18 protein-coding genes are annotated in these 24,494 nt (G+C 52.9%); 2 read left to right on the top strand and 16 right to left on the bottom strand.

What is annotated here, in order from left to right:
* Positions 1-17: 17 nt before the first annotated feature.
* Together HU773_RS19165 and HU773_RS19160 are read right to left on the bottom strand one after the other, a co-directional pair.
* A complete protein-coding gene (locus tag HU773_RS19165; protein ID WP_186626106.1) occupies positions 18-965 on the bottom strand; it encodes a TIGR03756 family integrating conjugative element protein in 948 nt (315 codons plus the stop codon).
* On the bottom strand, positions 962-1,357 hold the full coding sequence (locus HU773_RS19160; RefSeq protein ID WP_186626105.1) for a TIGR03757 family integrating conjugative element protein: 396 nt from the start codon (positions 1,355-1,357) through the stop codon (positions 962-964). The genes HU773_RS19165 and HU773_RS19160 overlap by 4 nt, the downstream gene beginning before the upstream one ends.
* 336 nt (positions 1,358-1,693) lie before the next feature.
* Here HU773_RS19160 and HU773_RS19155 point away from each other — a divergent pair, with 336 nt between their 5' ends.
* On the top strand, positions 1,694-2,986 hold the full coding sequence (locus tag HU773_RS19155) for a DUF5623 domain-containing protein (protein WP_186626104.1): 1,293 nt from the start codon (positions 1,694-1,696) through the stop codon (positions 2,984-2,986).
* A gap of 790 nt (positions 2,987-3,776) precedes the next feature.
* On the top strand, positions 3,777-4,643 hold the full coding sequence (locus tag HU773_RS19150; protein ID WP_186626103.1) for a hypothetical protein: 867 nt from the start codon (positions 3,777-3,779) through the stop codon (positions 4,641-4,643).
* Positions 4,644-4,649: 6 nt separating this feature from the next.
* Here HU773_RS19150 and HU773_RS19145 read toward each other — a convergent pair whose 3' ends face one another.
* The 14 genes from HU773_RS19145 to HU773_RS19080 all read right to left on the bottom strand — a co-directional run bounded on the left by HU773_RS19145 (position 4,650) and on the right by HU773_RS19080 (position 24,093).
* Positions 4,650-5,327 carry a hypothetical protein gene (locus HU773_RS19145; protein WP_186626102.1) on the bottom strand — a complete coding sequence of 226 codons (678 nt, stop codon included), beginning with the start codon at positions 5,325-5,327 and terminating at the stop codon, positions 4,650-4,652.
* Between the two features lie 202 nt (positions 5,328-5,529).
* Positions 5,530-8,325, bottom strand: a complete 2,796-nt coding sequence (locus tag HU773_RS19140; RefSeq protein ID WP_186626101.1) for a conjugative transfer ATPase — start codon at positions 8,323-8,325, stop codon at positions 5,530-5,532.
* On the bottom strand, positions 8,325-8,744 hold the full coding sequence (locus HU773_RS19135) for a TIGR03751 family conjugal transfer lipoprotein (protein ID WP_186626120.1): 420 nt from the start codon (positions 8,742-8,744) through the stop codon (positions 8,325-8,327). The genes HU773_RS19140 and HU773_RS19135 overlap by 1 nt, the downstream gene beginning before the upstream one ends.
* Complete coding sequence (locus HU773_RS19130) at positions 8,725-10,206, bottom strand: TIGR03752 family integrating conjugative element protein (RefSeq protein WP_186626100.1); 1,482 nt, start codon at positions 10,204-10,206, stop codon at positions 8,725-8,727. The genes HU773_RS19135 and HU773_RS19130 overlap by 20 nt, the downstream gene beginning before the upstream one ends.
* The gene (locus HU773_RS19125; RefSeq protein ID WP_186626099.1) at positions 10,196-11,083 is read right to left on the bottom strand and encodes a TIGR03749 family integrating conjugative element protein; all 888 of its coding nucleotides are present in this window, start codon (positions 11,081-11,083) and stop codon (positions 10,196-10,198) included. The genes HU773_RS19130 and HU773_RS19125 overlap by 11 nt, the downstream gene beginning before the upstream one ends.
* Complete coding sequence (locus HU773_RS19120; RefSeq protein ID WP_186626098.1) at positions 11,083-11,754, bottom strand: PFL_4703 family integrating conjugative element protein; 672 nt, start codon at positions 11,752-11,754, stop codon at positions 11,083-11,085. The genes HU773_RS19125 and HU773_RS19120 overlap by 1 nt, the downstream gene beginning before the upstream one ends.
* Complete coding sequence (locus HU773_RS19115) at positions 11,751-12,155, bottom strand: TIGR03750 family conjugal transfer protein (RefSeq protein ID WP_186626097.1); 405 nt, start codon at positions 12,153-12,155, stop codon at positions 11,751-11,753. The genes HU773_RS19120 and HU773_RS19115 overlap by 4 nt, the downstream gene beginning before the upstream one ends.
* A 12-nt stretch (positions 12,156-12,167) precedes the next feature.
* A complete protein-coding gene (locus HU773_RS19110; protein ID WP_225923889.1) occupies positions 12,168-12,476 on the bottom strand; it encodes a TIGR03745 family integrating conjugative element membrane protein in 309 nt (102 codons plus the stop codon).
* A 94-nt stretch (positions 12,477-12,570) separates the two neighbouring features.
* Positions 12,571-12,810 carry a TIGR03758 family integrating conjugative element protein gene (locus tag HU773_RS19105; protein WP_186626095.1) on the bottom strand — a complete coding sequence of 80 codons (240 nt, stop codon included), beginning with the start codon at positions 12,808-12,810 and terminating at the stop codon, positions 12,571-12,573.
* A complete protein-coding gene (locus HU773_RS19100; RefSeq protein ID WP_225923808.1) occupies positions 12,807-13,133 on the bottom strand; it encodes an integrative conjugative element protein, RAQPRD family in 327 nt (108 codons plus the stop codon). Before HU773_RS19100 ends, HU773_RS19105 begins: the two co-directional genes overlap by 4 nt.
* 427 nt (positions 13,134-13,560) lie before the next feature.
* Positions 13,561-14,523, bottom strand: a complete 963-nt coding sequence (locus tag HU773_RS19095; protein WP_186626093.1) for an HNH endonuclease family protein — start codon at positions 14,521-14,523, stop codon at positions 13,561-13,563.
* Positions 14,524-14,525: 2 nt separating this feature from the next.
* Positions 14,526-16,841 carry an AAA family ATPase gene (locus tag HU773_RS19090; RefSeq protein ID WP_186626092.1) on the bottom strand — a complete coding sequence of 772 codons (2,316 nt, stop codon included), beginning with the start codon at positions 16,839-16,841 and terminating at the stop codon, positions 14,526-14,528.
* A complete protein-coding gene (locus HU773_RS19085; RefSeq protein WP_186626091.1) occupies positions 16,828-20,655 on the bottom strand; it encodes an NACHT domain-containing protein in 3,828 nt (1,275 codons plus the stop codon). Before HU773_RS19085 ends, HU773_RS19090 begins: the two co-directional genes overlap by 14 nt.
* A gap of 459 nt (positions 20,656-21,114) precedes the next feature.
* Positions 21,115-24,093 (bottom strand): TrlF family AAA-like ATPase, encoded by a 2,979-nt coding sequence (locus HU773_RS19080; RefSeq protein WP_186626090.1) that lies wholly within the window; start codon positions 24,091-24,093, stop codon positions 21,115-21,117.
* Between the last annotated feature and the right edge of the window lie 401 nt (positions 24,094-24,494).

Genomic DNA, 24,494 nt, shown 5'->3' with positions numbered 1-24,494 from the left:
CCGTGTTGAATTGAGAGTTAATGAGGGCCGGTGCTGCCGAGGAAGGTTTGCCCTTCACGTTTACAGCAGGTGTATGGCCGCCAAAGGGACCACGCGTATCTCCCATCAATGGCTTGAAGGTGAGGGTCCGACTCTGGAAAAACACCGCAAGAGTTGCTTGGGCGAGGTGCGAGCTGTTGCCACTTGCCCGTGGCGGGTTCTGATTCGCGCAGTTCTCCCGCGGGCCAATAGCCTGCGCTGGGTGACGCGAGGAGCGGTTGGTACACGTGGACCTGGCCAGGGCGGGTCACAATATCGCCTGCACGTTGAGCCATGACCGCGGAGGCCTTGTAGTCATCCACTTGGTGCAGGAATCCGCTGCGGGGATAAATGCTCCCCCACAGGTTTAAAGACAACCTGCTGCCTACCTCGCGAATGCCGGGAATGAGTGATTGGGGGTAGACACCTTCTGGAATGCCGTAGCGCCAGCCGATGTAATCCAGCGTGCTCAGCATGTTTGGCACGTAAGGTGTGCCGGCGCCGGCACAGGTGTATCCGGAGCCGCTGGCGAAAGCGTTGAAGGCGGCGATCCCTGGATGGCCAATCACATCCACATTTTTGAAGATGGAGAGGTTGTTCTCGTGTTGATCGTTGGTCGTACCGCTGCCGCCGCCTTTGGCGTGGGAGATCGGTGCGCTGAGTGCCCTGACTTCACTCCAGAGATTTTGTCCTGTTGAGGAATAGCTTGAGACAACAGCGTCCGGAACGTAGTGGCGAACCTTGGTAGATGTTTTGACCTGGCACCCAAAGTTGGTGCAGCGAAGCCAGAAGCAAGCGCCTACGACCTGGTATTCAAGGCAACTGGGGGATATCACCGTAGGGATGATGGTCGCCGTGTTTAGAGCCAGGCTCAGTGGGCTGTAGGCAAGTGTGAGTAGTAACGGGGCGATGGGAATAAGGCAGGAGTATTTGCAGTCCTTACTCATGGATGGGATTCCCGGTACGACTGGATCTTCGACAATGCTCGCTCTATGTTTGAGTCACCGTAGACAACATATTTCCTGTCCACCACGACCGCCGGGGTTTTGGTGACTCCCAGGCTCCAAGCATCGATGATGTCCTGGTGAGACCTCTCGACCCTCGCACTCATCTCATCGGTCATTCGCTCGCCGAACATGGCTTGGGCTGCAGCAGGTGAGAAGGGCAACCCACTGGAAAGCTGCTCCTCCAACGTTGAAAGCTGGTCGATGAGAATGACGCGAATGTCATTTGTTGGCTCAATGGGGTGAGCGCTGTCGGTGATGACCCAGGAGGTGGCGGAGGTGGTTTGGCTGATGACCAACGCTGCAAGGCTTACCAGAATGAGATTGGGCTTCATCGCTCAGATCCAGGGGAGTGGGTCCTGAATCCTCTGCGCAAGCTTACCCATGCACATCATGAAAACTGGTTTGTAACGGTCGTATTAACGGAATAACCGGCATGCCGTAACGTCGACTTCAGTTGCGGCCATATTGTGCGAATGTGTCTGATACAAAGCTTGCAAATGAGAAAGCAGGTTGCTAGATTTTGGCAGGCGAATGGTAGGCGCACCTCACCCGTCAGTGAAAGCTGGAAACGGCACTACCAGTAAATCTTTATTGCTAAAGGCCATGTATTTTTCTAGGCCCTAAAGCTGCGTAGGCGGGTGACGTTGCGGAATGGGCGGAGAAAAACCATGAGCACTATCCCCAATGTAAATCCGTCTACTATTGACGGAATCAAGCGTAAGGCCAAATCCTTCGGCCGCCAAAACAATCTCTCACACCTCGTAGCTTTGGATGTTGTTGCTCAGCAGTCTGGGTACGACAACTTTCATCACGCTAGAAGAGCGCTTCAGCGCACCCAAGGCATTCCCTCACTACACAGTATTTTCCTTTCTGCGTACTGGAGTGATGCGTCTACAAAGCCACGCTCTGCAGGTCTTGAGATCTTGGAGATAAGGCTGCCGAGGCCGCTAACGGCTTTTTTGAGCAAGCACCAGTGTGGTCATGCTCAAAACCTTCAGGGGTTCTTTGCCGAGTATTCGGACCACCTGGAAATGCGCGGCAACGTTGAGACCCAGGAGCGAGCTAGGGAGCGCTTAACTCGGGCAGCCCTTTCCTTGCAGTTTATCGAGGCAACTGGGTTGCGACCGGTCACAAGTCAGCGTCAGCGGGCGGCGACGAAGAAAGCAGATGAAATGCCTGCCTCTGATCACGTCTCAAGGTGGGTCTCTGCAGAAACGGGGGACTGGCTGATACTGGATGAGCCATATGACCATGTAACCACGCAGCCAGAATTGGGTAAGCGGGAGGAGTGGGTTTCTGCCAATGACCTCCATTGGGCTAGGCCTAAGTGGAGTGGTCTGTATTACCCAGGGAACGCGGTTCCGCACATTCTTACCGGTAATCTTGACCTGCTCAATCAAACCGTTACGACGGTTGAGCGGATGTCTGATGCTGCGCTTAAGCAGAATAACGAGTGGGTCATACAGACAGATGTCTACCAAGCCCAGTTCATAAGTCCGGCGCGGAAACTAGAGGGCAAAAAGCGCAAACCTCGCTTGGGAACCACCTATGGTTCAAGCAAAAACGCCATCGAATTTCAATGGAGTGTGGGGTATCCGCCCCGCCGGCGTCCTGCTAAAGCAATGAGTATGGAAAATCACAAGAAGCTCGGCGAGACACTGAAGCGCCTATACGTTTCTCGCACGCCTCTTAACGCTCACTCAAATCTTATGAGGCTTCAGTCTGAGCTTGAGGATTGGATGTTTGCAGAGTACAGGGGAGAGAGCAGAAAGGATGTCGATGTGGATGTCTACTATGGGGGTAAAGACATCAAAGGCTTTGCTAATACTGCGGCGGTACTTGAGGCTGTCGATTTTGTGCGCTCTACGTTGTTGAACGCTTATCCTGACAGTAAACCTCTGAGAGATCAGCTCAAGAGCTTGGATGCGGCGCGCTCACATATTGTAAGCGCAAGTAGCTGATTCAACAGCGATTCACCGGCACGGAAACGTGCCGGTACTGGACACAAGCCCCCTCTTGAAGCCTCTGCCTATCGTTCAGGCAGCGGCGAAGCGTTCTTAATATCCGCCCGGTGGCAAGGGTGAGCTGAACAATCTGCATGATGAATTTCGTTCGATTCTCGAGGGATGTCTCTACCCCATCGACTTTTTCATGCGGGGATCTGATGTCGTGATTTTCATTCGGTGACACTTTCGGTTTTTGAGGTCTGATCGCCTTCACAGATGATGGTGAACACCTGTATGCATTGTTACTTTCAAGCGTGCCCACCGGTACGAAGCAGAGATTGACGAGTGTTAGCAGGAATCAAGAATGGATAGTTGATCACACGTATGGAGAGCACCAATGCCGCTGTACACAGAGGAAGATCGAGTCAAAGCACGTCATATCTGCGACGTAGAGATACGTCGTATTCGAGGGGCTCGTACCCCAGAGCAGGTTAACGAAAAGGGCTGGTTGGCTTTGGGATGTATCCAGGCAGTCTATGAACTTGAGGCCGTTAGCGTCGAAGAGCATTGTCAGCTCATAAAGGAGCTGGCCGCCGCTGAAGTGCAACGCCTAGCCGAGCTTAGAGCTATTTCAGGGCGATGATGTGATGCCATCCTATACTCAGATCCTCGGGATAGGGGGTGTAGGATGGGAAGCCTTTCACGCGTGTTTTCAGTCGTATCCGCGGCGCTAATGCTAACGGCATGTTTTGACCCCCACGTCTCTGGCACTCATGTCGCCACTCGCTCGTCAGGGGTCGAGCTCTTGGAGCTTACCCAGTCTCAAGGTAGCGAAATCGTCGGTAGCCTTCGGACTATTGAGCTCTCGTCCAAAGGCGAGATCAGTACATTGATGGCCAATGTGAGGGGAGTCGTTGATGGGGAAAGACTGACACTGATCATATCTACACCTATGAGCTCGACTGAGCTTAACTACAGCGGTGTGCTCTCAGACAAAGGCCTGGAGCTCAATTTATCAGGCAAAGCGGGCTTGGTATCCAAGGTTAATTTCGCCCGAGACAGTGTCGAGTACTTCAATGCGGAAGCGAAGAGGCTTGCGCAAACAGGTGAGGTCATCAAAGCCGAGAAGCTGAAAGGCGCACGAGTAGATGCTTTGAATCGGGCTGCGTCTGCCCTCGAAGCCTCATTAGATGCCTATGTGAAGAGAGCAAACAAGCAGATCAACGACACCCCTCGTTTCGTGTCGTACTTTGCTCAAGCTAGCAAAGAAATCGGCGCCAAGCTTCAGCTTGCACAGAGGCTTGCAGCTGGGGGTGACCAGCAGCGACTTCAAGCAGAAGGTCTGTTTGTCCAGATCGAAGGCTCCGAGCCTGGTATTCGTAACACAAGCGAGTCGATCGATGGCGCAATTGAAGACATGGTCCGGGAGGCGGCCTCGCTCAACGCTCAGATGACAGCTTTCAATGGAATCTGCCTAGGTGACGCGTCATCAGTGCATCCGGGCGACATCATTCCAGATATGGGGCCATGCAGAGGCCTGAAAGCCGCAGTTTCACGTTTTGAAGCGGTGAGAGGGCCGCTTCATGAGTCCCATGCACGCCTTCAAAAAGTGAAGGCGGCAGCAATTGCGAGGCTTGAGGGCGATTGGCGTGCGGTAGGTGCTTCTCAGTGAGACAGATTAGAGTTGGCTGATGATTCCGTCTCGATAATTACGAGCCTTCTGCATTGTGGATTCGAGATCGGTAGGGGCCAGCCTATCAACGTTTTCTGAAAAAACTTTAAAAATCTCTTTTCTGCATGGCACTGTTTCTTCCAAAATTGCAATATCTTGTGGATATAACACCATAAAACTTTGTCCCGCTGATTCTACTTTGTTTTCGTATCTAAAGGCTCTATGTCCCTTTTTCGACATTTCGGCATGTAAGTATTTAAGCGCAAGAATCTCGGATTGATCGTTCGAGTTTTGGAGGTCGTCTAGATATTCTCTTATTTTTTCTCGATCAGTGCCAATTTGCTTCAGGTATTTAATGAGCGCAGCTTGATAGTTAGGACTTCCCCAGTCCATCAGGTCATAAATATTATCTGCTTTGAGTGTAAGTTTGCATTTGTATAGGATTGGCGTAATAGGAGAGTTATCATCAATGAATGCGTGTGCGCCAATACAAATTAATGCTTGTTTGATATCGCCAAAATGACTTCCAGGTCTGAATGATTTGATGCCTATTGTCAAGCTGCCGTGGTAAACAATGTGTTCTTGGTATTCGTTCGTACTTTTAGTGTTGATAATCAGGTTTGACCTCATTTTATTGATCCTCAATTGACTCTTGCTGGGGCGCGGATTTAATGGTTTTTGCAAGGCGCAATTCCATTCACATATCTGATGCTATCTGGTTTAAAGTTTGTGTCAATTAGCTGTTTCTTTGATAGCGCTAATGGATCTGTTGAGGCATAGATAAACTGAATTTATCTCTTAAATTATGAGAATGCGTTGCCAGAAATCCATGGAGGTTCAGATGATCTTCACATCGGCCTATTTTAATGCCCGCACGAGTACGACGTTATCCTAGTACTATGCCTCGGTGTTGATCAACTCTCCACGCAACAGCTATCGCAGCGTCCAGTTCACTGATCTCGTGCTTATGCATAAGCCTGAAGCGCTCTGCCTTTTCCTCGGGCTCAGTCATGGCCATCGCCAGGTAAAGGCTCGGCGGTACCGCCCGAAACAGCACCTCTGTGGACTTCGAAAGAATAACCCCCTCCGTGAATTTCCCTGATTCCTTACGAGCTGAGAGCATCAGCGCTTTTTGAGCATCATTGAGTTCGCGGAACCGGGCAATTTTGTTGACTTCATCGGGTGGCATGTTCAAGCAAATCCACCACTCAATCATGTTCAGCATCGGCTCTGCCGCTTTGGGAAGGTCATCGATGTTCTGAGTGGCTAGCCAGTACCAAGCTCCAAGCTTGCGCCACATCTTGGTGATCTTGAGGACATAGGGGGAGAGCAGTGGGTTCTTGGTGATGATGTGTCCTTCATCTGTGACGTTGATTATCGGCCGGCCGAGCATCTGATCGCGCTCAGCAATGTTGTTCACCGTGTTGATCAGAGAGATGTAAGCAATGGAGAGCTGAGCGTTGTAGCCCTCTCTGGCATAGGTGGCGAGGTCAACGATAGTGATGTCAGCTTCCGGCCACGGCGTCCCGTCACGGTTGAATAGATCGCCATCTGAACCCTGACAAAACATGTCCATTGCGTCCGCCATTTCCAGCATTCTGATGCGCCGTTGTTCCGGCAGAACTGCATCGCTACCGGCGGCTTTTAGTGCGTCTCGTACATCCTGGGTTAGGACCGTTCGGTGCTGGGCTGTGCAAGCTATTGCAGCATTGATGATGCACTGGCGAATTATGCTCCGATCTGCGCGAGTCAGGCGCTGTTCTTCCTTCTCTTCGCCGCCGGTAATCATTAAGCGAGCCGTGATTTCGAGCTCGCCCAGTACGTCTCGCTCGCCATCTTCCGTGGGCTCTGAGTCATCTATGGCGTCGGCATCCAGTGTTTTGACATTGCCAGGCGTATCAATCAATCGGTATGCATCAGCAAAGGGCGCAAGGCTGACGCCCGAACCTGGTGCCAGCCTTACTCGGTTGACCGTCATACCCAGGCGTTTGGCGAAGTCTGCAAATAAGCCAAAGCTATTGCCGGCCTCCGCAATGAAAATACGCGGCCTGTACACCGCGGTGACCTGGTTCAGAATGTTATTCAGCGTTGCAGACTTGCCGGCGCCGGTCGGGCCGAACATAAACAGGTGTGCATTCATCTGCCTGTCGAGACGGTTGAGCGGATCAAAGGTAACCGTGCCTCCGCCACGATTGAAGAAAGTTATCCCTGGATGGCCGGTACCTTCACTGCGTCCCCACACCGGTGCCAGGTTGGCGATATGCTGTACAAACATCAGTTGCGTGTACCACTCGCTGTTACGAACGCCTGGGTTAAACACACAAGGCAGCCAGCGTAGATAGCTGTTGAGCGGCGCTACCTCATGTTCATCACGTACAGGCTGTAGCCCAGCGTTAAGCATGACGCTGTGAAGCTTCAGCGTGCGCTCCTCTAATTGGCCAATGTCCTCGCCGCGCAGATAGAAGGCGACGGTTCCTCGGTACAGCTTATGAGCGCTGCCGATGTGAGATCTTGCTTCTTGGACGTCCTCCCGAGTTTGCTCTGAAGCCAACGTATCACCGACTGACTTTCTCGCCAGGTGATTGAGGTGGGCTTCCAGCATGTCTTGGGGGGTGATCACCAGCGTGATGCACAAAGTGGTCTCTTCAGGCATCTGATCGAACAGGGCATTGCTAGCATCCCCACCTTTAGCTGTTTCGCCTGTCAGATGACCCGTAGGGGGCGGGGACCGAAGACGATCAAGCACCACCACACGGTGCGGCAGTTCATCCAGGTACCAAAGGCCTTGCTCTGCATCTGAGCGGGGTTGCTCGAAGAACAGTCGTTGCGCAAAGTCCGTTCCACTGGCGAGCTCCAGTTCATCATCTGGGTTGTCTTCTGGCAACGCTGCCAATTGGTAAAAGGTTCTTCGTGCTTCTGCGGTATTGCCCAGCAATCGCGGGTTCGGGTTAAACCATCGCAATAGCCAGTTGTGAACCTGTGAGGCGTTCATGCGACAAGATTTCACACCCGCATTTCCCATCCCGGCAACCAGGCGATCGCAAATACTGTTGAGTGCCTGCTCGCTGGATTGACCACGGTGGGAGGATGAGTTTTTGCTGCGGCGATAGACGACCATTCGTACTTTACGGGTTTGGCCCCGCCAAGGCAGCTTGGTCACCGCGGTGTCTTCGAATAGACCGCCCGGCTTGGAAATAGCTTGCAGATGCTGCTCGAACATCTGGAGGTAGTACTCGGTGAAAGCCGTCCCTTGAGCCCGGGGTTGGATGTACGCCCTGAGGTTTCCCATGTAGCCGTCCCAATCCGTTTCATCCTGCGCATAGAGCTGAACGACCCAGGGTTGGTCTTCCAATTCGTCGAAGCTGTCCTGCAGCGCATTCTCCAGGGCGTCTCGCACCGTACGCAGCCAGCTAGCCTCCCGTCCTTCCGTACCAACCGGAGTCAGCTCATAAAACGCAGCCACTGACTCTCCATCCTCAAGCAGCATGCATTGGGACTCGGGAAGAAATTCAACCCAAGGCAGCATGTCGACAAAGCTGGGCACGTTTGCGTAGAGGGCTCTCTCGTCAGCCACTGTGCTTGGACGCGTCTGAGAGGTCCTCCTTGCACCAGGTTCTGGTAATCCATGAGCCGCGAGCTTCTCGATGTGATCCTTTCCTGCATCCGAGCTTTTCTGTTCCATCAGTAGTCCTCCGTCCGTTCGCCGGGCATGGCGTATTGCACACGCTGGTAGAAAGGGAAGACGGTGCTGTAGCCGGGTACAGGAACGGGATCGGTGCCTGCCAAGTGAGGAAAGACGTACATCACCAGGTCAGGGTTAGGTAGGCGTTTGAACTGGCTGTAAATTTCGGTTTGAGCGGTTCGGGAGTAGCTAGTGGCATCCGTGATTGATTCATTCATTGGTCGATGCAGGGATACACGAGCTTCATGGAGTTGCCGATCGACAGAGCGATGTGAAGCCGCCCTGGTGTTCGCATACCAAATGCCCAGCATGCTTTGTGGGCCGTGGGGGAGTAGTTGATCCTTGTCGGTGCTGCAGCCGCTGATGAGCATCACACCGAGTAGAACCAGCGACCAGGGGTTAATCGAGCTCGAATGCATAAGTACCTCCAGCAGCATGCCGCACCTTGCGGCCCAACGTTTCGTAGTCGATCTCCAGCTGTCGGTCCAAGTGCACGGCCACTTGGGCACCGGGCTGCACATAGATGGCGGCGAAGGCTTGGCCATAGAGTTTGTTAACCCAATCGCCGATGTCTTTCACACCGCCTGAGAGGATGGTGTTCATCGCGTCGGTGCCGTTTGACCCATTACCTACAGGCGTGCCGGATGCACTGAATAGCGTGTTTGAGCCTTGCTCGTTTGATTCCAGCAGCTTGGCCACGCCGGCACCGGCAGCCGTGATCAAGCTTTTAGTGCCTAGGTACTGCTCAGCGTTTGAGCGTCGTTCACCCGAAATACAGGGGATGCCATAAGGATCGCTGAGCCAACCAATTCCGCCCTGAATCTTGTCCATGTTCGATCCACTGGCTTGGCCTGTGCTTTGACGGTTAGTGAGCTTCTGCGGGGTGGGTACCGTGCGGATACGACCGTCATTGAACACGAAGGTCATGCTGATGATTTGCCCCCTCACGCAGGAAAGCGTCCAGTCACCTGCAGCAGTGCCGCTAATGACCGCACCTGCGACGTCCGGCAGATCAATGCCATTGGCGGTGAGGTTGTCCGGGCCAATGAGTACTTTGAAGGGGTAGGGGTCGTTAACCACGCCGTCTACCGGTACCCGACCGATAAGTGCCGTCATGGCGACGGAGCCTGTAAGCGTGCTGTTCTCCGGGAGGGTGTAGACGGGCGTTACCAAATCTTTCTCCTCGGAGGTCCTGATGTTGCGCCCTACAGCTGCGGTGGTTGCTTTCAGTTCTCGTTGACCGCGATTGATCTCATCTCTGAAGGCATCAGGAAAGCTGAAACCGGTAGACGGTTTGTTGGATCCGCTGGGTATCGGTTTGCCTTGTGAATCTACCGTGGTGGCGTCCTGAGGGATGATCCAGATCAGGTCATCCTCACCTTTGGAAAACTGATCGCCATCACCAGGTTGCAAACCCAGACCTATGGGAAGGTCGTTGCTTCGGTTACTCAAAAACTCAGTGGAAAGGCGTTGCTTGAGATCCTCGAGCAGCGTTTGCGTTTCTTGATCGTTTAGCCGGCGCTGGTCTTTGGGCGGCGCTTTCTGCAACTCGGTGCTCAAGGCTTGCTGAATGCGCTGATCAATCTCACTGTCCCGTTGACGTAAACGGCTGTTTTCTTCTTGTTGATCTTTGTTGTCGGAGAGCAGGGTTTTCAGTTCGCTGCGCATGGCCTTGGTCTGGGCTACCAAAGTGGCCACGGTGTCGTTCGGTGTATCGCCGTCAATGCCGAGCTGCTTCATTTCCTCCTCGGTCAGCCTTGGTTCGTTGGCCTTAGAGGACGATGTCGAAGGCGGTTTGTTGGAGCAAGCCTTAAACGCCCCAAATACGACCAGCAATATCAGAGGCAGAATCAGCCATTTGAGCAAGCCATTACTGTGCATAAGCACCTCCCTGGGATGGCTTGAGGTTGATGCTGGCGTCGATCTGGCTCACCGAAGGTGGCAACGCTTCAGCCAAGGTTTTACCCCGGGTTACTAGGTAGACGACGGAGGTGTCGGTGGATATGCCGACGGGTCCGAGGGTTTGGTGCTGAAACGCTGCGCTGATGAAGTCGCCCTGTAACTCGCGAGGGTCCAGGCTTAAGCGAAGAGTCGACGTGTTGCTCAGCTTGATGGCGCTGACGAAGTAGTTCTCCAATTGCCAGGCACCAAGAAGAGAGGCGTTCACCGGCTTTGTTGGCATCAGGGTAGTTAGATCCAGATCCCTGCGTTGCTTGATCTGAATGACGCCTAGGAGCGGTTCTACTGTGCGCAAGGGCGCGTAAAGGCTCTGTGCGGCGTAGCGGGTGAGCGCAACCGGTAGCGGCGTTTCATGACGCTCTGGTGTTGCTTGTGCAGGATCAGGAAGGGAGGGTTTGCTGCCGATACTCGACTGCTCATGATCAGATCCGTAGCGCTTTGGGGGACGGGTACCTTTGACGATTTTTATAGGTTCAAGTGATGGCCCATCGTTGCCCTCAGTAGCGGCGATATCCACCAGGATGATTTCACCAGTGCGTACATCTTGGAGCTGTAGTCGCGTAGGGGGGATTAGCGCGCTGGCCCTCAGGTACAACGCGCCGCCAGTGCTTTGAATACGCAGGATGTCAGTAAGCGCTCGGGGTACGCCGACTCTGACGTTCTGATCGATGAAAATGACTCGCTCTTGGCCAACATGCAAAGGCACAGCTAAGGGCAGTCGTTCCCACGTCATGATCTCGACAGCCTGTACGGTTGTGAATGCCAGTCCGAGTGGCAGGGCAAAACGCAATCGGCGCATTACTGGCCTCCTTGCTGGTGTGGGGAGCGGCTGATGGGCGGGGCGGGAGGAGCGATGCGTTGTGGGGACGAGTCGTAACAGTCCAGGGCTAGGCCAAAAGGGTTTTTTTCTGGATCGACGTCTAGACGCACCACATTCAGGGGGTAGCGGACAAAGGCTTGTTTGACGCGTTCCGAGCCATAGAACTCTTCTGTGGCCAGGTCCAGGCTGACTAGCCAACGGTCTCGGCCTTGTATCTTGACGCGAAGCTCTGGGTCATCCCCGTAGCCACGTTCCGGGAGCTCGAAAACACTGCGAGTACGGTTGCGCAGCTCGCTTGCCGTTTGACGCTTCTGAAAGTCACCTTCAAGTTCGGCCTGACAGCTCGGTGTCAGGTAGGCACTGAGCTTATGGATCGCACGCGGATAGTCTTTTTCCCCGTCGGTGGGCCAGCGATTGAGCTGCTGGAAGATGTAAAAGCCGAAGGTGTAGACCGACTCGGGTGGCACCTCCCACCACTTGCGCGTACTGCCTGAGCGCAGGTCGGGTGGGTTATGAATAGTCAGGTCCCTCGGAGAGTCCCACCAGCCAAGGCCCATCAGCAGGGCTACACCGAGAAGCATCCCACACCCGACCCGTAACGTTTTCACGTGAGAGTCAAGTCGAGCCACCTCGTTCTTGAAGCGGCTCATGAGTGACGACTCCGGCGAGTGCTCCAAAGACCTGAGCGCACCACGATATCAGCACCGCCAGCCCAAGCAGTGAGTAACGGGAAACGCTTGGCGATGGACCACTGCAGGTGCCTGTAGAGCCACGTTTCAGGTTTGCCACGTTTGTGGCGGCGCAGTAGCTTTCCACCGATAAATAGACCCAGGGCGATGCACAGCATCATCATCGTGGGACCCAGGGCAATGCTCTCGAAGAGCACTGCTGCTGCAATACCGATCGCGATGCCCAGCACTGCGGACACGGCGACAGTGATCCACATCTCATCAGCGGTAAGCCCCAAGACAATAACGGGCTGGCGGTTAAGGCGCGTGGGTATGAAGCGCAAGGTGCCGTCAGGCAGTTGCTGATCGAGATCCCTTTTCATTGAGCACCCGTCTCACAGCACGCCTGTGCCTTTGGTCAGCAACCAGATGATGATCACTAGGAGGAGGGCGCCTACACCGCATGTCAGTCCAAATTGTCCCCAAGTCTTCTTGCCGCTTTGCACTTCGGAATAAGATCCATAGGCGTGATACGCAACACCGCAAAAGGCTGCGGCGGCAATGGCAAGCGCGATAAGTCCTACGATATCGAAACCATGGTTTTGCAGCGTTTGGATGATGCCGTTACCTTCACCTCGACTGGGCGCCTCCATTTGAGGAAGCGCCGCGTGAGTGCCGACAGAAAGAACAGCGGAGCAGATCATGAAGTAGGGCGCAAAGCGGCGAACGAGGTTTTTGAAGAAAGGGCGAATAGGCATGGTGTGCCTCCAATGGCGATGTGTGAACGTTGGTGCCGCATCAGTGCAGCAACAGGAATGTGAGCAGGATGTAGATCAGGGATACCTTCATCGTCAGGCCAACGAACTTCGCCTGTGAAATCTGGCCTGTAGCCCAACCGCGATAGCCGCTACCGAGCGCCCAGGCAGCGAAGACCAATGCGCTCGCCAAAACCAGACCGATGAGTAACGTGGTGCTTTGCTGAGGTGTGAACCCGCCTAATGCCCGGAACGCGGCGAGTTGTTGCTGACTCATACTCATGGCTGTGAAGCGCTTGGCCGGGTGTAGTGACCGGTCACCTCCAGCGGGCTACGAGGTTGAGCGCGGGAGGGCGTGATGTAGCCATTGATGCCCTGGCGGATCAGGTCGATGTCAGCGGACAGGCGCGGGTAGTCGAAGCTGTAGCGGGCACTTGGAGTGATCACAAACGCGTCGCGTGATGCTGCCAGGCGGCTTAGAGCATCAAGCTGACGAAGGATCAGGGAGAGTTGTTGATGCTCATCGCCGGTAGCAGAAGCAAAGGCAAATGACGCGATGCTGCACGTCAGCAGAGCTGAAAGCCCGAGAGAGTAGGGAAGGAGCATTGGTGGCATCCATGCGCAGGAGAGTGTTCTGAGTGTCTCGCATGGAAATACCCCTGCCAGTAGGAAAACTGGATTGGGGTAGAGGGTTTCTCTTTATCGTAGAGTTGAATTGAAACGTCGTTCGTTTAGTATGGATTTTCGCTTTGTAAATTATTGAAGGGATGAGTGTAGGGATGCAGTATCTACGTGATGGGGGATGGTTATTGGTACTGCCAGGGTATTAAAAGGTGAATCGCCCCTTCTTCTGTAGACGCCTTCAGGCTTCAAAGAGAGCTGCTAACCCTGCGTAACAGTCCGCTTTTGGCCGTCCTCTGTCGGTCGTCACTACGACGTGTGCTAGTCAGGTGGAATGCAAACGGTTGGTCAGCACGGATGCAATTGACTGGTCAACGGCAATGCAAATGGGTGGTCCTTGCAATTACGCTTTTTAAGGAGTGGCAGAGGGGGTAGACAAAATTCGCACTTTGAATTGCTCAAGCCAGGCTTTAGCCATCGAAGAATAGGGAGCTTCATCAGCTGAAAAGTCTTTTATCTCAGCCAGAGTACGATCGCGCAGAAGCCGTAACCTCGATGCGACTCCCTCAGCAGGTGTACCAACCAATGCTGCTATAGAGGCTGGCGTTTCTAAGTCTGCAATCGAGCCAGAAATATCGATTACAAGATCACCAAGAAACTCGAGGCATCTCAATATCCGAGTTCGATCCTGCACGAGTGTTAATCGATTTAGACCATAGATTTGGATTGAGACGGCGCCGCGTTTCTGTTGATCCTCATCACCTGCTGGCAAGATCAACCCATTCGCGTTCACCGGATCAAAACTGTACATCAGGCTTGCGGCAGGGTCATCTCGACAAGGATTAAGTAGTAAAGGGTGTTCGGCAGTAAAATCCGTATTCTCAGCAATCGTCCGTACGCCAGAATCTGCAAGCGGAAAGCTATCTTTCTTGCCAGCTTGGCTAATTGCCGGTTTAGCGGTGGCAGCAAGTACCGCCAAACTGGTAGAAGGTGCAACCAATACTTGCCCACGCTGACGATTGCAATCGATGCAGCTAGGTAGCAAATTTTCCCATTGCATAGCGATCCACCAATAGCCGCCATGTCCGGGGCTTTCGGAGACTGAGTTTTTAGGACGGTAGTGTTCGACATCCACGGGGGCTGAGGCGGCATACACTGTTTCACAGTACGCACATTTTCCGTGGAACAGTTTCTCTAATGCAATATGAACGTCGCCGCCCTTATAAGCTTTGTACTCGAAGCTCTTCTTTTTTGTGCCATCTGCTGGAGGGGGAGCGTTGCGGTGATCCCTAGCCTTTGCCAGCTCGGCCAGACCTTTACCACCAGGAAGAAGCGATTTTGGAGTATCCACGCCGGAGCGATCAACACGGCGCATGGTTACACTGCCTCCAATGCTTTCAGAATTTCGTCTCTTGCTTCATCACGCAACCGCTGCAGTGTTCGACTGCTCGCGTCCCTTCGCTGCGCAAGATATTGAGCAACTGCTGACTGCACGATGCGATGTACTTCACTTGAACCTACAGGTAGCGCGCTAGATATATCCTGCTCAAAGGCTGTGAGGATCCGACTGTCTTCGGCGGACATTGCTTCTCCTCGCATACGCGCTGTGATGAGATCGGCGATTTGAGCCAGACGGCGATCAGCTTTCGCATCATCGGTGGAAAGCAGCTGAAAGAAGTCAGATGTTAGTAATTGCTCAATACGAAGGTCCGTCATTGACGGCAACCCTTCCATGCGCTCGACCACTATAGGCATCTGACTTTGGCGCTGGCTGTCGGAGGTTGCGATACGCTGGAGAACCACAACCTCGTTATCCCCCATTCCTCGCAGGCAAAGCGGATCATGTGTTGTGACGATGAATGTCATTCCAGGCAACGCGGCACGTAGGCTCGACATAACCTGGACCTTCCAGCGTGGATGGAGATGGGCCTCGATTTCATCTATCAGTACGATACCTTGCGCCGTCTGGAAACTCTCAAACCCTTCATAAACATTGGGATCCAGTAGACCTCGCAAGATGTCGCACACCATTGCGAGCATCGATCGATATCCTGATGAGACCGCATGAAGCGGAGTCCGATTATAGTAGAGCTCTCCATCCGGTTCTTTCAGCGAGGTCACCATGCGAAGTTGGCGTGTGCGAGGCTCGCGCTGTATGACTTCAAAATCTCCTTCGATTGAAAGTAGATCACGCAGCGTACGAATCACCATGTTGAACTGGTCTAGCTTCAGAGATTTAAGCCAGGGTTCTGGATTGGATAGAGTGCTGCTGTCGAAGAGATTGCGGATGTGTGTATGAGGAGAAGTCCGATGTGTACCCGTCATGAAACGTCGAAATGCTCCATAGGCGAATACAGGCACGTGATGCTTACCGAGATCGCTGTGCACAACCGGTAGCCCCTGATCGATTGTCAGTATGACCTCCTGATTGTTGCTCAGCTTCACGCGCACTTTGGCTCCCTGTGGTGTGTAGGTTCTCTCTAGTCCCAACTGAGAGGGATCGAGCACCATGCGACGCCAGGGTACATTTAATGCGCTACGAGCAGCTGGATCTGTCAGGGCCAACGCAATCGCTTCGAGAATCGAACTTTTGCCGGTCGCATTCTCACCGAGAATTATCAGTGATGGTGCTTGTCTGCTCGACAGATCTCCAGGTCTTACAGCCGGTGCGCTGAAAGTCAGTCTGAGGTCTTCAATTGCCTTGAAATTACTGATTTCAACCGAAGTGACTGATTCGCGTGTGGGATAAACCCTTCCATCTTTTCTACGAAACTTTTGTAGCTCTCGATCCTCGCGGCTAATAGTAATGAGAGCCGACTCAACGCGATCCAGAGCGTCAGGAGTTTCGGCCAGTCTCGTAAAAAACGAAAGGATGTGATCGCGCGAAGTCCTCCATTTAACTCCAGTCGCAGCGCTAATCCATCTGGCTATACGGCGCAGTAGAAGATACCAAGTACCACCGAACTCCATTCCTGAAAAGTCAAAGAGTGCTTGCCATTCGGACTCATTTCCGTATCTCCCGTAACTCCTAAAGAGCGGGAGAAAGCGATCAATATGCGATTGGTAGGTGTGGTAACGCTGATCACGACGGTCGGATCGGTTGAGATTGAATACACGCACGGTTGCCTCGCCTTTTGGCGAGCTTCCTATCAGCTCGCCATCAAGTTTGGGGGTGAGGTGTTTTTCAAACTCGCGATCGCGAGTGGGATCGAGCAAAAGGATGTTTTCCTTCGGCGGGTAATTTGGCCATACACCGTCATTTCGTTCGATATAGTCGAAGATTTCACGATCGGAAGGCAGCGGGGCGCGGCGGCCAGTCATTGGGAACTGGGGTTCGAGCGGGATGCAACCGGTACAAATAGGAAGCAAATTCTGCCAAGCATCGGCAAGCCACAGGTAGTAAAGGTGTGCGTTTTTCGACTCTACGAATGGCAAGGCATTCCCGACTGGCCGGAAGCGATGAACCGACAGTTCGTCTTCCGCTTCACAGAAAGCACAGCGATTCCGGCTGAGTTTAGAAACAGCGGCAATCAACTGCTCATCTGTTGCACTGATGCCTATAGCCGGCACACTAGTTTGTGCTCGGCGATTCGGATTGAGGGCCAAGAAACTCCGCATCACCCTTCGCGAATAATCCGCCGATTTGGACTGAAGAATATCGGGCGGAATGCCGCGTTCCTCAAGCTTTTGCATTGTCGTCTCCAGGTGCCGAAACCTTATTGTCGGGGCGACCGGCTAGACGATACGCAAGTTGGGATACCTGGGACGTACTCCACGCCGACAAATCACCATCCTGTTCTGCTCGCTGGTAAGCGCGAACGCGCATGTAGTCGCGATAGCGAGGCTCAGGATGCTCGTCCGCTAGTTCGAGGATTGCGCGATAGGCAAGTTCGTTGGGAATTTCGGCTAGCAGTGAGAACAGACGCTCTCGTGCATCCTGCGCTTCGTCGCGTAACGTTGGCGAATAGACTCCCTTACCGGCTCGCTCGATGTCGTCGGAAGCCTTAACCGAGCCATGGATTAGTAGGTAAATCCGTTTGAGGTAACTCGGAGTTTTGAATTTGTTGAAAGATGAAGGCACATCTCGATGGCTACCGAGTAAGGCAACACTAAAGGCACTACCGAATTCCGTGCGTTCTTCAAGAGTGCCGGTATTGAACTTGGCGATGAGGGCTGGCAGCGAGAGAGCAGGATCGGCATCAGTTCTCATTGCATGCCAAAACGCGATCTGTTCTGGCGGGGTGCTGGTGTCCGTTATTTTTTGTCCGGCGAGCGTCGCCACTTCGTGAGCTGTCACACCGCCCCCCATCATTATCATCCGGCAATAGCGCAGACAGTCTTGATTCGCCACGTGATTTTTCAGAAGCCAACCGTAGAGTTTCGGCCCTAAATCGGCGTGGACCCAAATGGCGTAATAGACGAGATCGTGCAGAACATAATGCAGTGATTGTTCTACCGGGCTTTCCTTGAGCTCCCACTCAACCTCCTTCCAGAGGAAGTCCAATGATAGCTTTGTCCACGATCGATAAAAGGCTTCGAACCATCGTGGAAAACCATTCAGCTCCCATAGGACATAACGAAGCGCGTGCCGAGCCAGGGTTTTTTCGAATGTCTCGATTATCGCGCTATTTTCTTCGATTTCTATATTAAGTCCCGACAAGCCAAAGACAATCACATAGGGAACAGAGGCGGCATTTGCACCTTCCGAGCGAGTCTTGGGTTTGTATGCACGCCACAAAGCCTTTGCTGCATCGCGGTACGCCTCGGCGACTGCAACCCCGAATTCGGGGATCAGAACTTTCCAACTCTTTGCGTCAGCATGCTGATTGAGATGGTTGTGATTTTCAATGCTTTGAAGCAAGTGAAACTGGGGTGTACTTAATTCGGAGGGTTTTAAGCCCGGGGGATGTCGGATGATATTAGGATCGGAGCGCAATCGCTTCACAAATTTTGTGCGAGCCGAAGCATTTTCTTCATTACGACGTATTCTATTTTCACGGAAGGTGTGCTGTTGCTCCTCATAGCGCCGCGTATCGGGCGTTACTGGCGGATTTAGTATGGATTCTAGGGCTGCTTCCAATTCAAGATTACCAGCGACTATACGACGTAGGTCGTCAAGCCAAGCCGAAGGTTGCCCCATACCTTTGTAAGTGCGCACCGATCGAGATAGAGCCACAAGTTGATCATCGTGAAGCGATCGCTCCCTTATCCAATTAAGCGTTCGCTCGAAGCTGGTTTCATCAAATGTCCAGAAATGCTCCGGCCAAGTCACTGGCCAATCGTCCTGGAGTCTCTTCCCCTTTGACTCCTGTTGCTTACGACATTCTGCTACCGTCCACCAGAAGAGAGCATCATTGAGCTCCTGCCACTGCGATAGATGCGTATCAATAGTTGACCTGTGCTCTTGATGGTCCTCACCGTGCCATAGTCGTATCGTCGGTGCTGCCGCCAGGATTGTGAGTGAGACTGGAGATAACGCCGACGGATGACGCGCAATGATCAAGCGCCCGATACAGTGCAGTGCACAGTCCATTAGCCATATATACGTTTTTGAAATTGGACATTCACCAGGCTGGATATGGGGCTCACGCTCAAGGTAACCGAGTAGGCCTTCTGCAAGCTCAAGCAGCAATGGATTAGTCGCTTGACTTGAGATGATAGGCAGGCGCTGAACAAATTCGTTCATAGCGTGGGGCATTCCAGACGCTTGGTATTTCTGAGGCAGTTCTAGCTTATCGAGTGACTCTAGCAATAGCGCAATTGTTTCTGCCGTTGCAGGAGCATAAGCGGTGATCTCTGTCATTAACCGCCCCGGAATTGACTCCGACAAGGTAATGAGTGACCGCCATAGAGCGTGAAGTTGGTTCGAATTACCAACGCATGCTACCGCCCGTACGGAAGCCATTCGCGCATATAGTCCACGCTCTGGGTCTACGGCGATTCGAGTCAATGCGTCTAGGCAGGTGCGCATTTCACCCTGCCAGACTAGGCGTCCTAAAATAAAAATTGCGTCTTCGTTATGAGCGTACGCTTCAATCAACTCAAGCACGTAGGCTGCCAGATCAGGCTGAGCAATTCTGGCTATTGCAGAGTTATCTACGCCACGGAATGTTGAGATAGGATCAAGAACGCGCTCAATCATCTTAGACAGGATTTCGCGTCTTACAGGAAGAGGGAGATTAGCTGCGTCTCCACCTTCTACGGCCACCTGAGGATAGTTTGGAATTATGCGATCGCGAATCGCGCCATCAAACAATATCAGCCAAGGAAGAATCGGCCTTAGGCGGGGAGTCAGAATATCTTCATCGTACTGTCGACGGAAGATAAGCTGCTCAATTTCCCCACGCGCAGCTTCGAGTTCTACATTGTTCTTTATCCAACTTGCTGCAAGCAACTCACGGATTTCTCGATGACGAAAGCGCACTTCTCCGAAAATTGGATCACCGAAAATCCCGCTCGTGAGCACCGCTAAGATCTCGGCGTCGGTCCAACCAGGCAGCAGTACTTTTGGGTCCATTGCCCCTGTGTTCGGTGAATTAGGGAGAAGAATATTAGAGCGTCCCGTTAAAATCGCCGCGATGGCGATTAGCTGCACCCCTGCTTCAGCACGCTCGAGTGGCAACCCCGGTGCTGATAGCGGTGCTTGCTTCAGTTGCCGCAAAACGCCTTGTTGCAAAATTTCTAGCCGGCTGGCTAACCGTTGATTCTCAAGCCAAGTTGCTATCAAATCGCGTAGATCGAAGGGTAATTTTGCGAGTGGAAACATGGCGCTCCGTTCAAGCGCATCCAAAAAAGCACTGCTGTCCACAACGCCGCTGTGCTCAGCGAAAAGACGAATGTCTTTTTGTTCGAGTGGCGCAAGTTGGTATAACTGGAGTGATGGCTCGTTTTTTTGAACGCTGGTGGTCGAGTATTTCCTCTCTACGATGTCGCCATCAAGGAAATCAGCAGGTGAATCATCGTCATTGATGACCTCCTGGCGTAAAGGATCAAACGGGAGTAATTCTTCTATCAAGGAACGATCACGCTGCGCACGCCAAGCATAAGGCCGACTTGAAATATAGATATGCGTGCGTTGGCTCGCAGAGCGAACTCGTTTGGCAAAGTTTCGAATTGCCTGCTCGAATGCGCGCGGCTCGGTCAATCGAATCTCATCAACGGAGTCTAGAAAAAACCATGCTTCGGCCGAACCAGCCAACCATTCCTCGAACAATTCCTCAGACCCGACCTCGAAGGCAGTTGCGAAGTTGTCATGTATATCTTCAATCCGAAGAAAAAATGCTGGTTTACCTTGGGTACAAAGTTCCCTTGCTGCGGACTCGAGTTCGTAAGTCTTCCCCGCGCCAGCGTTCGCCAAGATGACAACGCGGTACTCGTTAAGTAGTTCACTCCAGCATTTGTGCTGCCCTCGGGAAAGATGAGTCCACACTTCGTCGAGTGGCAAATCGTCCTTCTGATACGCTGCGGGGACCGGTGTGAACCTGCGCTTGATCGGTACTGGTGGCATCAGTCGTCCTTGAAAATTGAGCGGTTCACAGAGAGATCTTAATCTTATTTTGCAGCGAGTCCGTACGCCTGCAAAGTGCTTTCGGATTTGGGCTTGAAGCTACCGGCCCGCTCGGGATTTTGTAGACGATGAATGACCTCTATTGGACGGTTTCTACCGTTCGTACGAGCAATAGTTGGCCAAAAGCGGACTGTCGGAAACGTCTACAAAAACCTTGGGGATTCAAACAGCGGTCCAGTGTCCTGGTTTGACTAGTCTATTGACTGATTATCTATGACATTCTTAAAAAGCCCCAACGCTTCATCATCCAACAGCCCACGCATGTATCAGGGACGAGGTAGGTCTGATGATTGTTTTGGTCATACCCGTACTCATCTTAAATCACGAGCGCTATCGCACCTGTTTGCAGACCATCAGACCCTGAGCGGGGTGGGTATGACTTCCCGCCCCGTTCACACTTCACCGTTCCAACCTTACCCGCAGTCTTCTCGCTCGCTCCTGAAAGGCAGTATTGCCCCCTTCAAGAATTTCACACACTGCTTTACGAACCTCTAAGCTCTCCAACCCCCCTGACACATAGGAAATAGGCGGTAGGCCACCCGGAGTATGGTGGCCCGAGGTTGCCACGATGATCTGGTCGGCATCGGTATTGATCACAAGGTTGGCGTTGTGGGTGACGATAATCACCTGACGCTTGGCTTTCGCGGCTACGAAGAGAGAGACTAACTCGTCGAAAACCGATTTAGGATCAAGGTTTTCTTCAGGCTGGTCGATGATCAGAGGTCGATCATCTGCGTCGTCGAGCGCCAGATATAACAGGAGCAGCACAATACCCCGCGTCCCTGGTGACAGCTTCCTGATGTCGATACCGTCGTACAAAATCTCGTAGCTGACCGTAATGTGGTCAGTGCTGTAAAGCCAAGCAGCAAATTGCTTAGACCAAGCGCGGAACTCCCCTTGCTGGGACTGAGAAACTGGAGCATGAGCGATAAAGTCCCTGCGGTACTTATCCATGAAAGCCGCCATTGCTGTCTGGATTTCCAAAGCGGAACCCGTCTCCCATACAAGCTTGAGCTCTCTTGTTGCAGCATCAATCAGCGACCCTCGGCCGTTGAACGGCCCGCCCTTTCGCCTATCGAGCAACTTTTCTTCTCCAATGATTCCCCATTCGCCGACATCGGCTGATCGACGAACAGATATGCCGAGCTTTTGTAGGGTTCCTGATGAGGCCTCCAGACGTACCATTAGCGGATGGTAGAGATCGGCTAAGGCCCCCTGCTCATTGATGATTGCCTCGAATACACGACCATACGTGTCACTACGCTCGGCCTGGAGCATCTTACGCCGCGCTTCTGCCCCTTGAGCGTCTGTAAGCCTGCTCTCAAGAGATTTGAGAATTGTGTTTTCTTGAGTGATACGGTCGGAAAGAGCTTTGAACTGATCTTGAATCAACTTATCGGCACTGAAAAGCGCTTCGAGCCTTGTCATCTCAGCAGTGATAGGTGCTAGTGCCAAAGAGGTAATGTCCACCGTATCGGCAACTAGAGGAGTTAGAGGGTCGCCTGGTGGTGGGGGAACGCCCCTAAACTTCGCGATCTCATCGTCAGCCCATTTGATATAGGCGGTCAGACTCTGGTCGACATCCCCCTTATAAATCAGGAGGAACTGATCCCACTGCTCAGGCCCTAGGCCGCTATTAGTGTGCCTGGCCTGTGCCTGCCGAAGGATTTCAGGCGCACCTGTTGCTCGCATGCTCCGTACCTCGTCCTGTAACGCGACGAAGGTGCGACGCTGATTACCGTAGTCCCGTATTCGGCCTCGCAGGCTTTCGGCCGCCGTACTTAACTGGGCATGCCGAATCGCATGCGCCTCTGTACCTTTGACTACGAGCTTTGCCAGATCGATGGAGTACCCATGGAGCTGCTGCTTTTTCTGAGAGACTTGAGTGGTCAGCAAAGCAACTGAGCTTTCCTTCTCAAATTCGATCGCGATTCGCTCTGATATGTCATCAATTGCCGCAGCCTCTCGAGCGCGAGCTTGTTGAAAGCGAGCCGTCAGTTGCTCGCGAAGTTGGCCAAAATCGATAGCTCCATCGCGACTATCTGGGGTGTGTGAATCAAAGATGACCCTCTGGATCTCGTCCACCAGGCCGTCGGACATACCTTTTGCCGAGCACAGCTCTTCAACGAACTGCTGAGAAAGGTAGCGAGCCCGCGCAAAGGACATATGGCCATTCGCGTCCCTCCCATCAAGAGCGCGTTCGATGGAGGCTCCCCCTCCCCAGGTAAGAGTAGTGGATGCATCTCCCATCAACCGTCGAGCACGTGCCAGGAAGGATGGACTGCTGTTCTCATCTGCGCTCCAACTCTCTTCGGTGATCGCATCACAGCCGGCAGCGATGATGTCGGCGAGAGCGGTTTTACCCGAACCTCGCGCGCCAATGATTGCCACAAGCCCAGGATTTAGAGGGATGCTGGGCGATTCCGCCCAGGCTGCGTTATTGATTCTTATATGGGAAATAACTTGGGAAGGCATGGCAGAACGAGGAGGCAGCTCGCCAACGTGAGCGCGCCCCTCTGGGTCAATGCAAGCCTGACGGAGGGCATCAAATTCGAGTGCTCCCTTGATCCATGAGAAACGCTTATCTACCGGCTGTCCCACCGATTTCTGGTCGTGGGAATCGCTGCCGTGGAGGCATGGTTTGAATCCGCCATAGCGAATGCGCAAATCCTCTGGAGTCATGCTAGAACGTTGGCCGAGCCAGAACTCTCGCTGTGCGGAGCTGCTAGAGAAAATGATATGTGCGAACTTTTCTATTTCTTGGCGTATGGTCGCGTCGGCAGCCTGTCGAACTCCGGATGTCCCATCGCCCGCATTACCGGCTACAGCGACTAGGATGTTCTTCTTCGCCCAGTCGCTTTCACCAAGAACCTTTCGGAGCTGGTCGAAATTGACTTTGAATTGCGTCGCTCCATGCCGTAAAGCAGCGCCATCATCAACAATCGAGGAGTCAGCGCACTTCCCGAGTTTTATCAGCTCATCCCGTGTGCAATCAAACCGGTCGCCGAAAGCTTGAAACTGAAGGCGCTTAAGGATGCGTTTGATCTCTGACAGGTGATCAGGATCTTCTGGACTGATCAGCAGATGGATGTTCACAAAGCCGGATTTCGCGGCAACATCGAGGCGAAGCTCAATGTTCGGAAAGAGAAGCTGGACACTGGGCAGCCTGCCAGCCTCTTTGTGTTTAAGGACGGCCTCATAGGTGTCCGTGACGTAATAGTCAGTAACAGCTATCGCCTCCACTAAAGGTATCAGTTCTTCAAGCGATTGAAGGTAGGGTTCCCACGGGTTGTCTGAGCCAAATTGATTGTTCAGAACCGTACCCGGGGCATGAATGTGCGGCTCCCACCGATGCCATTCAGACCCACGACTAATCATTTGAAATCCCCATTACCAATCTCTCCGTACCTGGAATGCAAAACTGCGCATGGAGCATAACGGAATGGCAGGACCGATTCATATGGCTTTTTGCCAGCCCGATCGCCAGACAATTTGCCTTAGAAGGTCTTCCTGCATAACCGATTTCAGCCAATAGCCTCTTCCTAATGTCCGCTATCGGCCGATTGTGTTGAAAAAGTCGACCCAACCTGGCGGCCCTTGCATTGAGCGGTGAAAAAGCCTTTTCTGCACGCAGCTACGTGAAATCCGAGTCCGGAGGTCTCTGACAAAATTAAAGATTTCGATCTCGGACGCATACTTTTCTGATGTGCAAACCATGGCCGACTTTTTCAACAGAATCGGCCAAAAGCGGACAGTGATAGAAAAATAAATCTGTCCCC

This window comes from Pseudomonas shahriarae, assembly GCF_014268455.2.
GTDB classification, from domain to species: domain Bacteria; phylum Pseudomonadota; class Gammaproteobacteria; order Pseudomonadales; family Pseudomonadaceae; genus Aquipseudomonas; species Aquipseudomonas shahriarae.
Note: the sequence above shows the minus strand (reverse complement) of the source record. Positions and strands in the feature narration are given on the sequence as shown.

What these genes read in the sequence shown, in the direction of transcription:
- HU773_RS19165 (WP_186626106.1), bottom strand. Translation starts at nt 965, where the DNA reads ATGAGTAAGGACTGCAAATACTCCTGCCTTATTCCCATCGCCCCGTTA.
- HU773_RS19160 (WP_186626105.1), bottom strand. Translation starts at nt 1,357, where the DNA reads ATGAAGCCCAATCTCATTCTGGTAAGCCTTGCAGCGTTGGTCATCAGC.
- HU773_RS19155 (WP_186626104.1), top strand. Translation starts at nt 1,694, where the DNA reads ATGAGCACTATCCCCAATGTAAATCCGTCTACTATTGACGGAATCAAG.
- HU773_RS19140 (WP_186626101.1), bottom strand. Translation starts at nt 8,325, where the DNA reads ATGGAACAGAAAAGCTCGGATGCAGGAAAGGATCACATCGAGAAGCTC.
- HU773_RS19135 (WP_186626120.1), bottom strand. Translation starts at nt 8,744, where the DNA reads ATGCATTCGAGCTCGATTAACCCCTGGTCGCTGGTTCTACTCGGTGTG.
- HU773_RS19130 (WP_186626100.1), bottom strand. Translation starts at nt 10,206, where the DNA reads ATGCACAGTAATGGCTTGCTCAAATGGCTGATTCTGCCTCTGATATTG.
- HU773_RS19125 (WP_186626099.1), bottom strand. Translation starts at nt 11,083, where the DNA reads ATGCGCCGATTGCGTTTTGCCCTGCCACTCGGACTGGCATTCACAACC.
- HU773_RS19120 (WP_186626098.1), bottom strand. Translation starts at nt 11,754, where the DNA reads ATGAGCCGCTTCAAGAACGAGGTGGCTCGACTTGACTCTCACGTGAAA.
- HU773_RS19115 (WP_186626097.1), bottom strand. Translation starts at nt 12,155, where the DNA reads ATGAAAAGGGATCTCGATCAGCAACTGCCTGACGGCACCTTGCGCTTC.
- HU773_RS19110 (WP_225923889.1), bottom strand. Translation starts at nt 12,476, where the DNA reads ATGATCTGCTCCGCTGTTCTTTCTGTCGGCACTCACGCGGCGCTTCCT.
- HU773_RS19105 (WP_186626095.1), bottom strand. Translation starts at nt 12,810, where the DNA reads ATGAGTATGAGTCAGCAACAACTCGCCGCGTTCCGGGCATTAGGCGGG.
- HU773_RS19100 (WP_225923808.1), bottom strand. Translation starts at nt 13,133, where the DNA reads ATGCTCCTTCCCTACTCTCTCGGGCTTTCAGCTCTGCTGACGTGCAGC.
- HU773_RS19095 (WP_186626093.1), bottom strand. Translation starts at nt 14,523, where the DNA reads ATGCGCCGTGTTGATCGCTCCGGCGTGGATACTCCAAAATCGCTTCTT.
- HU773_RS19090 (WP_186626092.1), bottom strand. Translation starts at nt 16,841, where the DNA reads ATGCAAAAGCTTGAGGAACGCGGCATTCCGCCCGATATTCTTCAGTCC.
- HU773_RS19085 (WP_186626091.1), bottom strand. Translation starts at nt 20,655, where the DNA reads ATGCCACCAGTACCGATCAAGCGCAGGTTCACACCGGTCCCCGCAGCG.
- HU773_RS19080 (WP_186626090.1), bottom strand. Translation starts at nt 24,093, where the DNA reads ATGATTAGTCGTGGGTCTGAATGGCATCGGTGGGAGCCGCACATTCAT.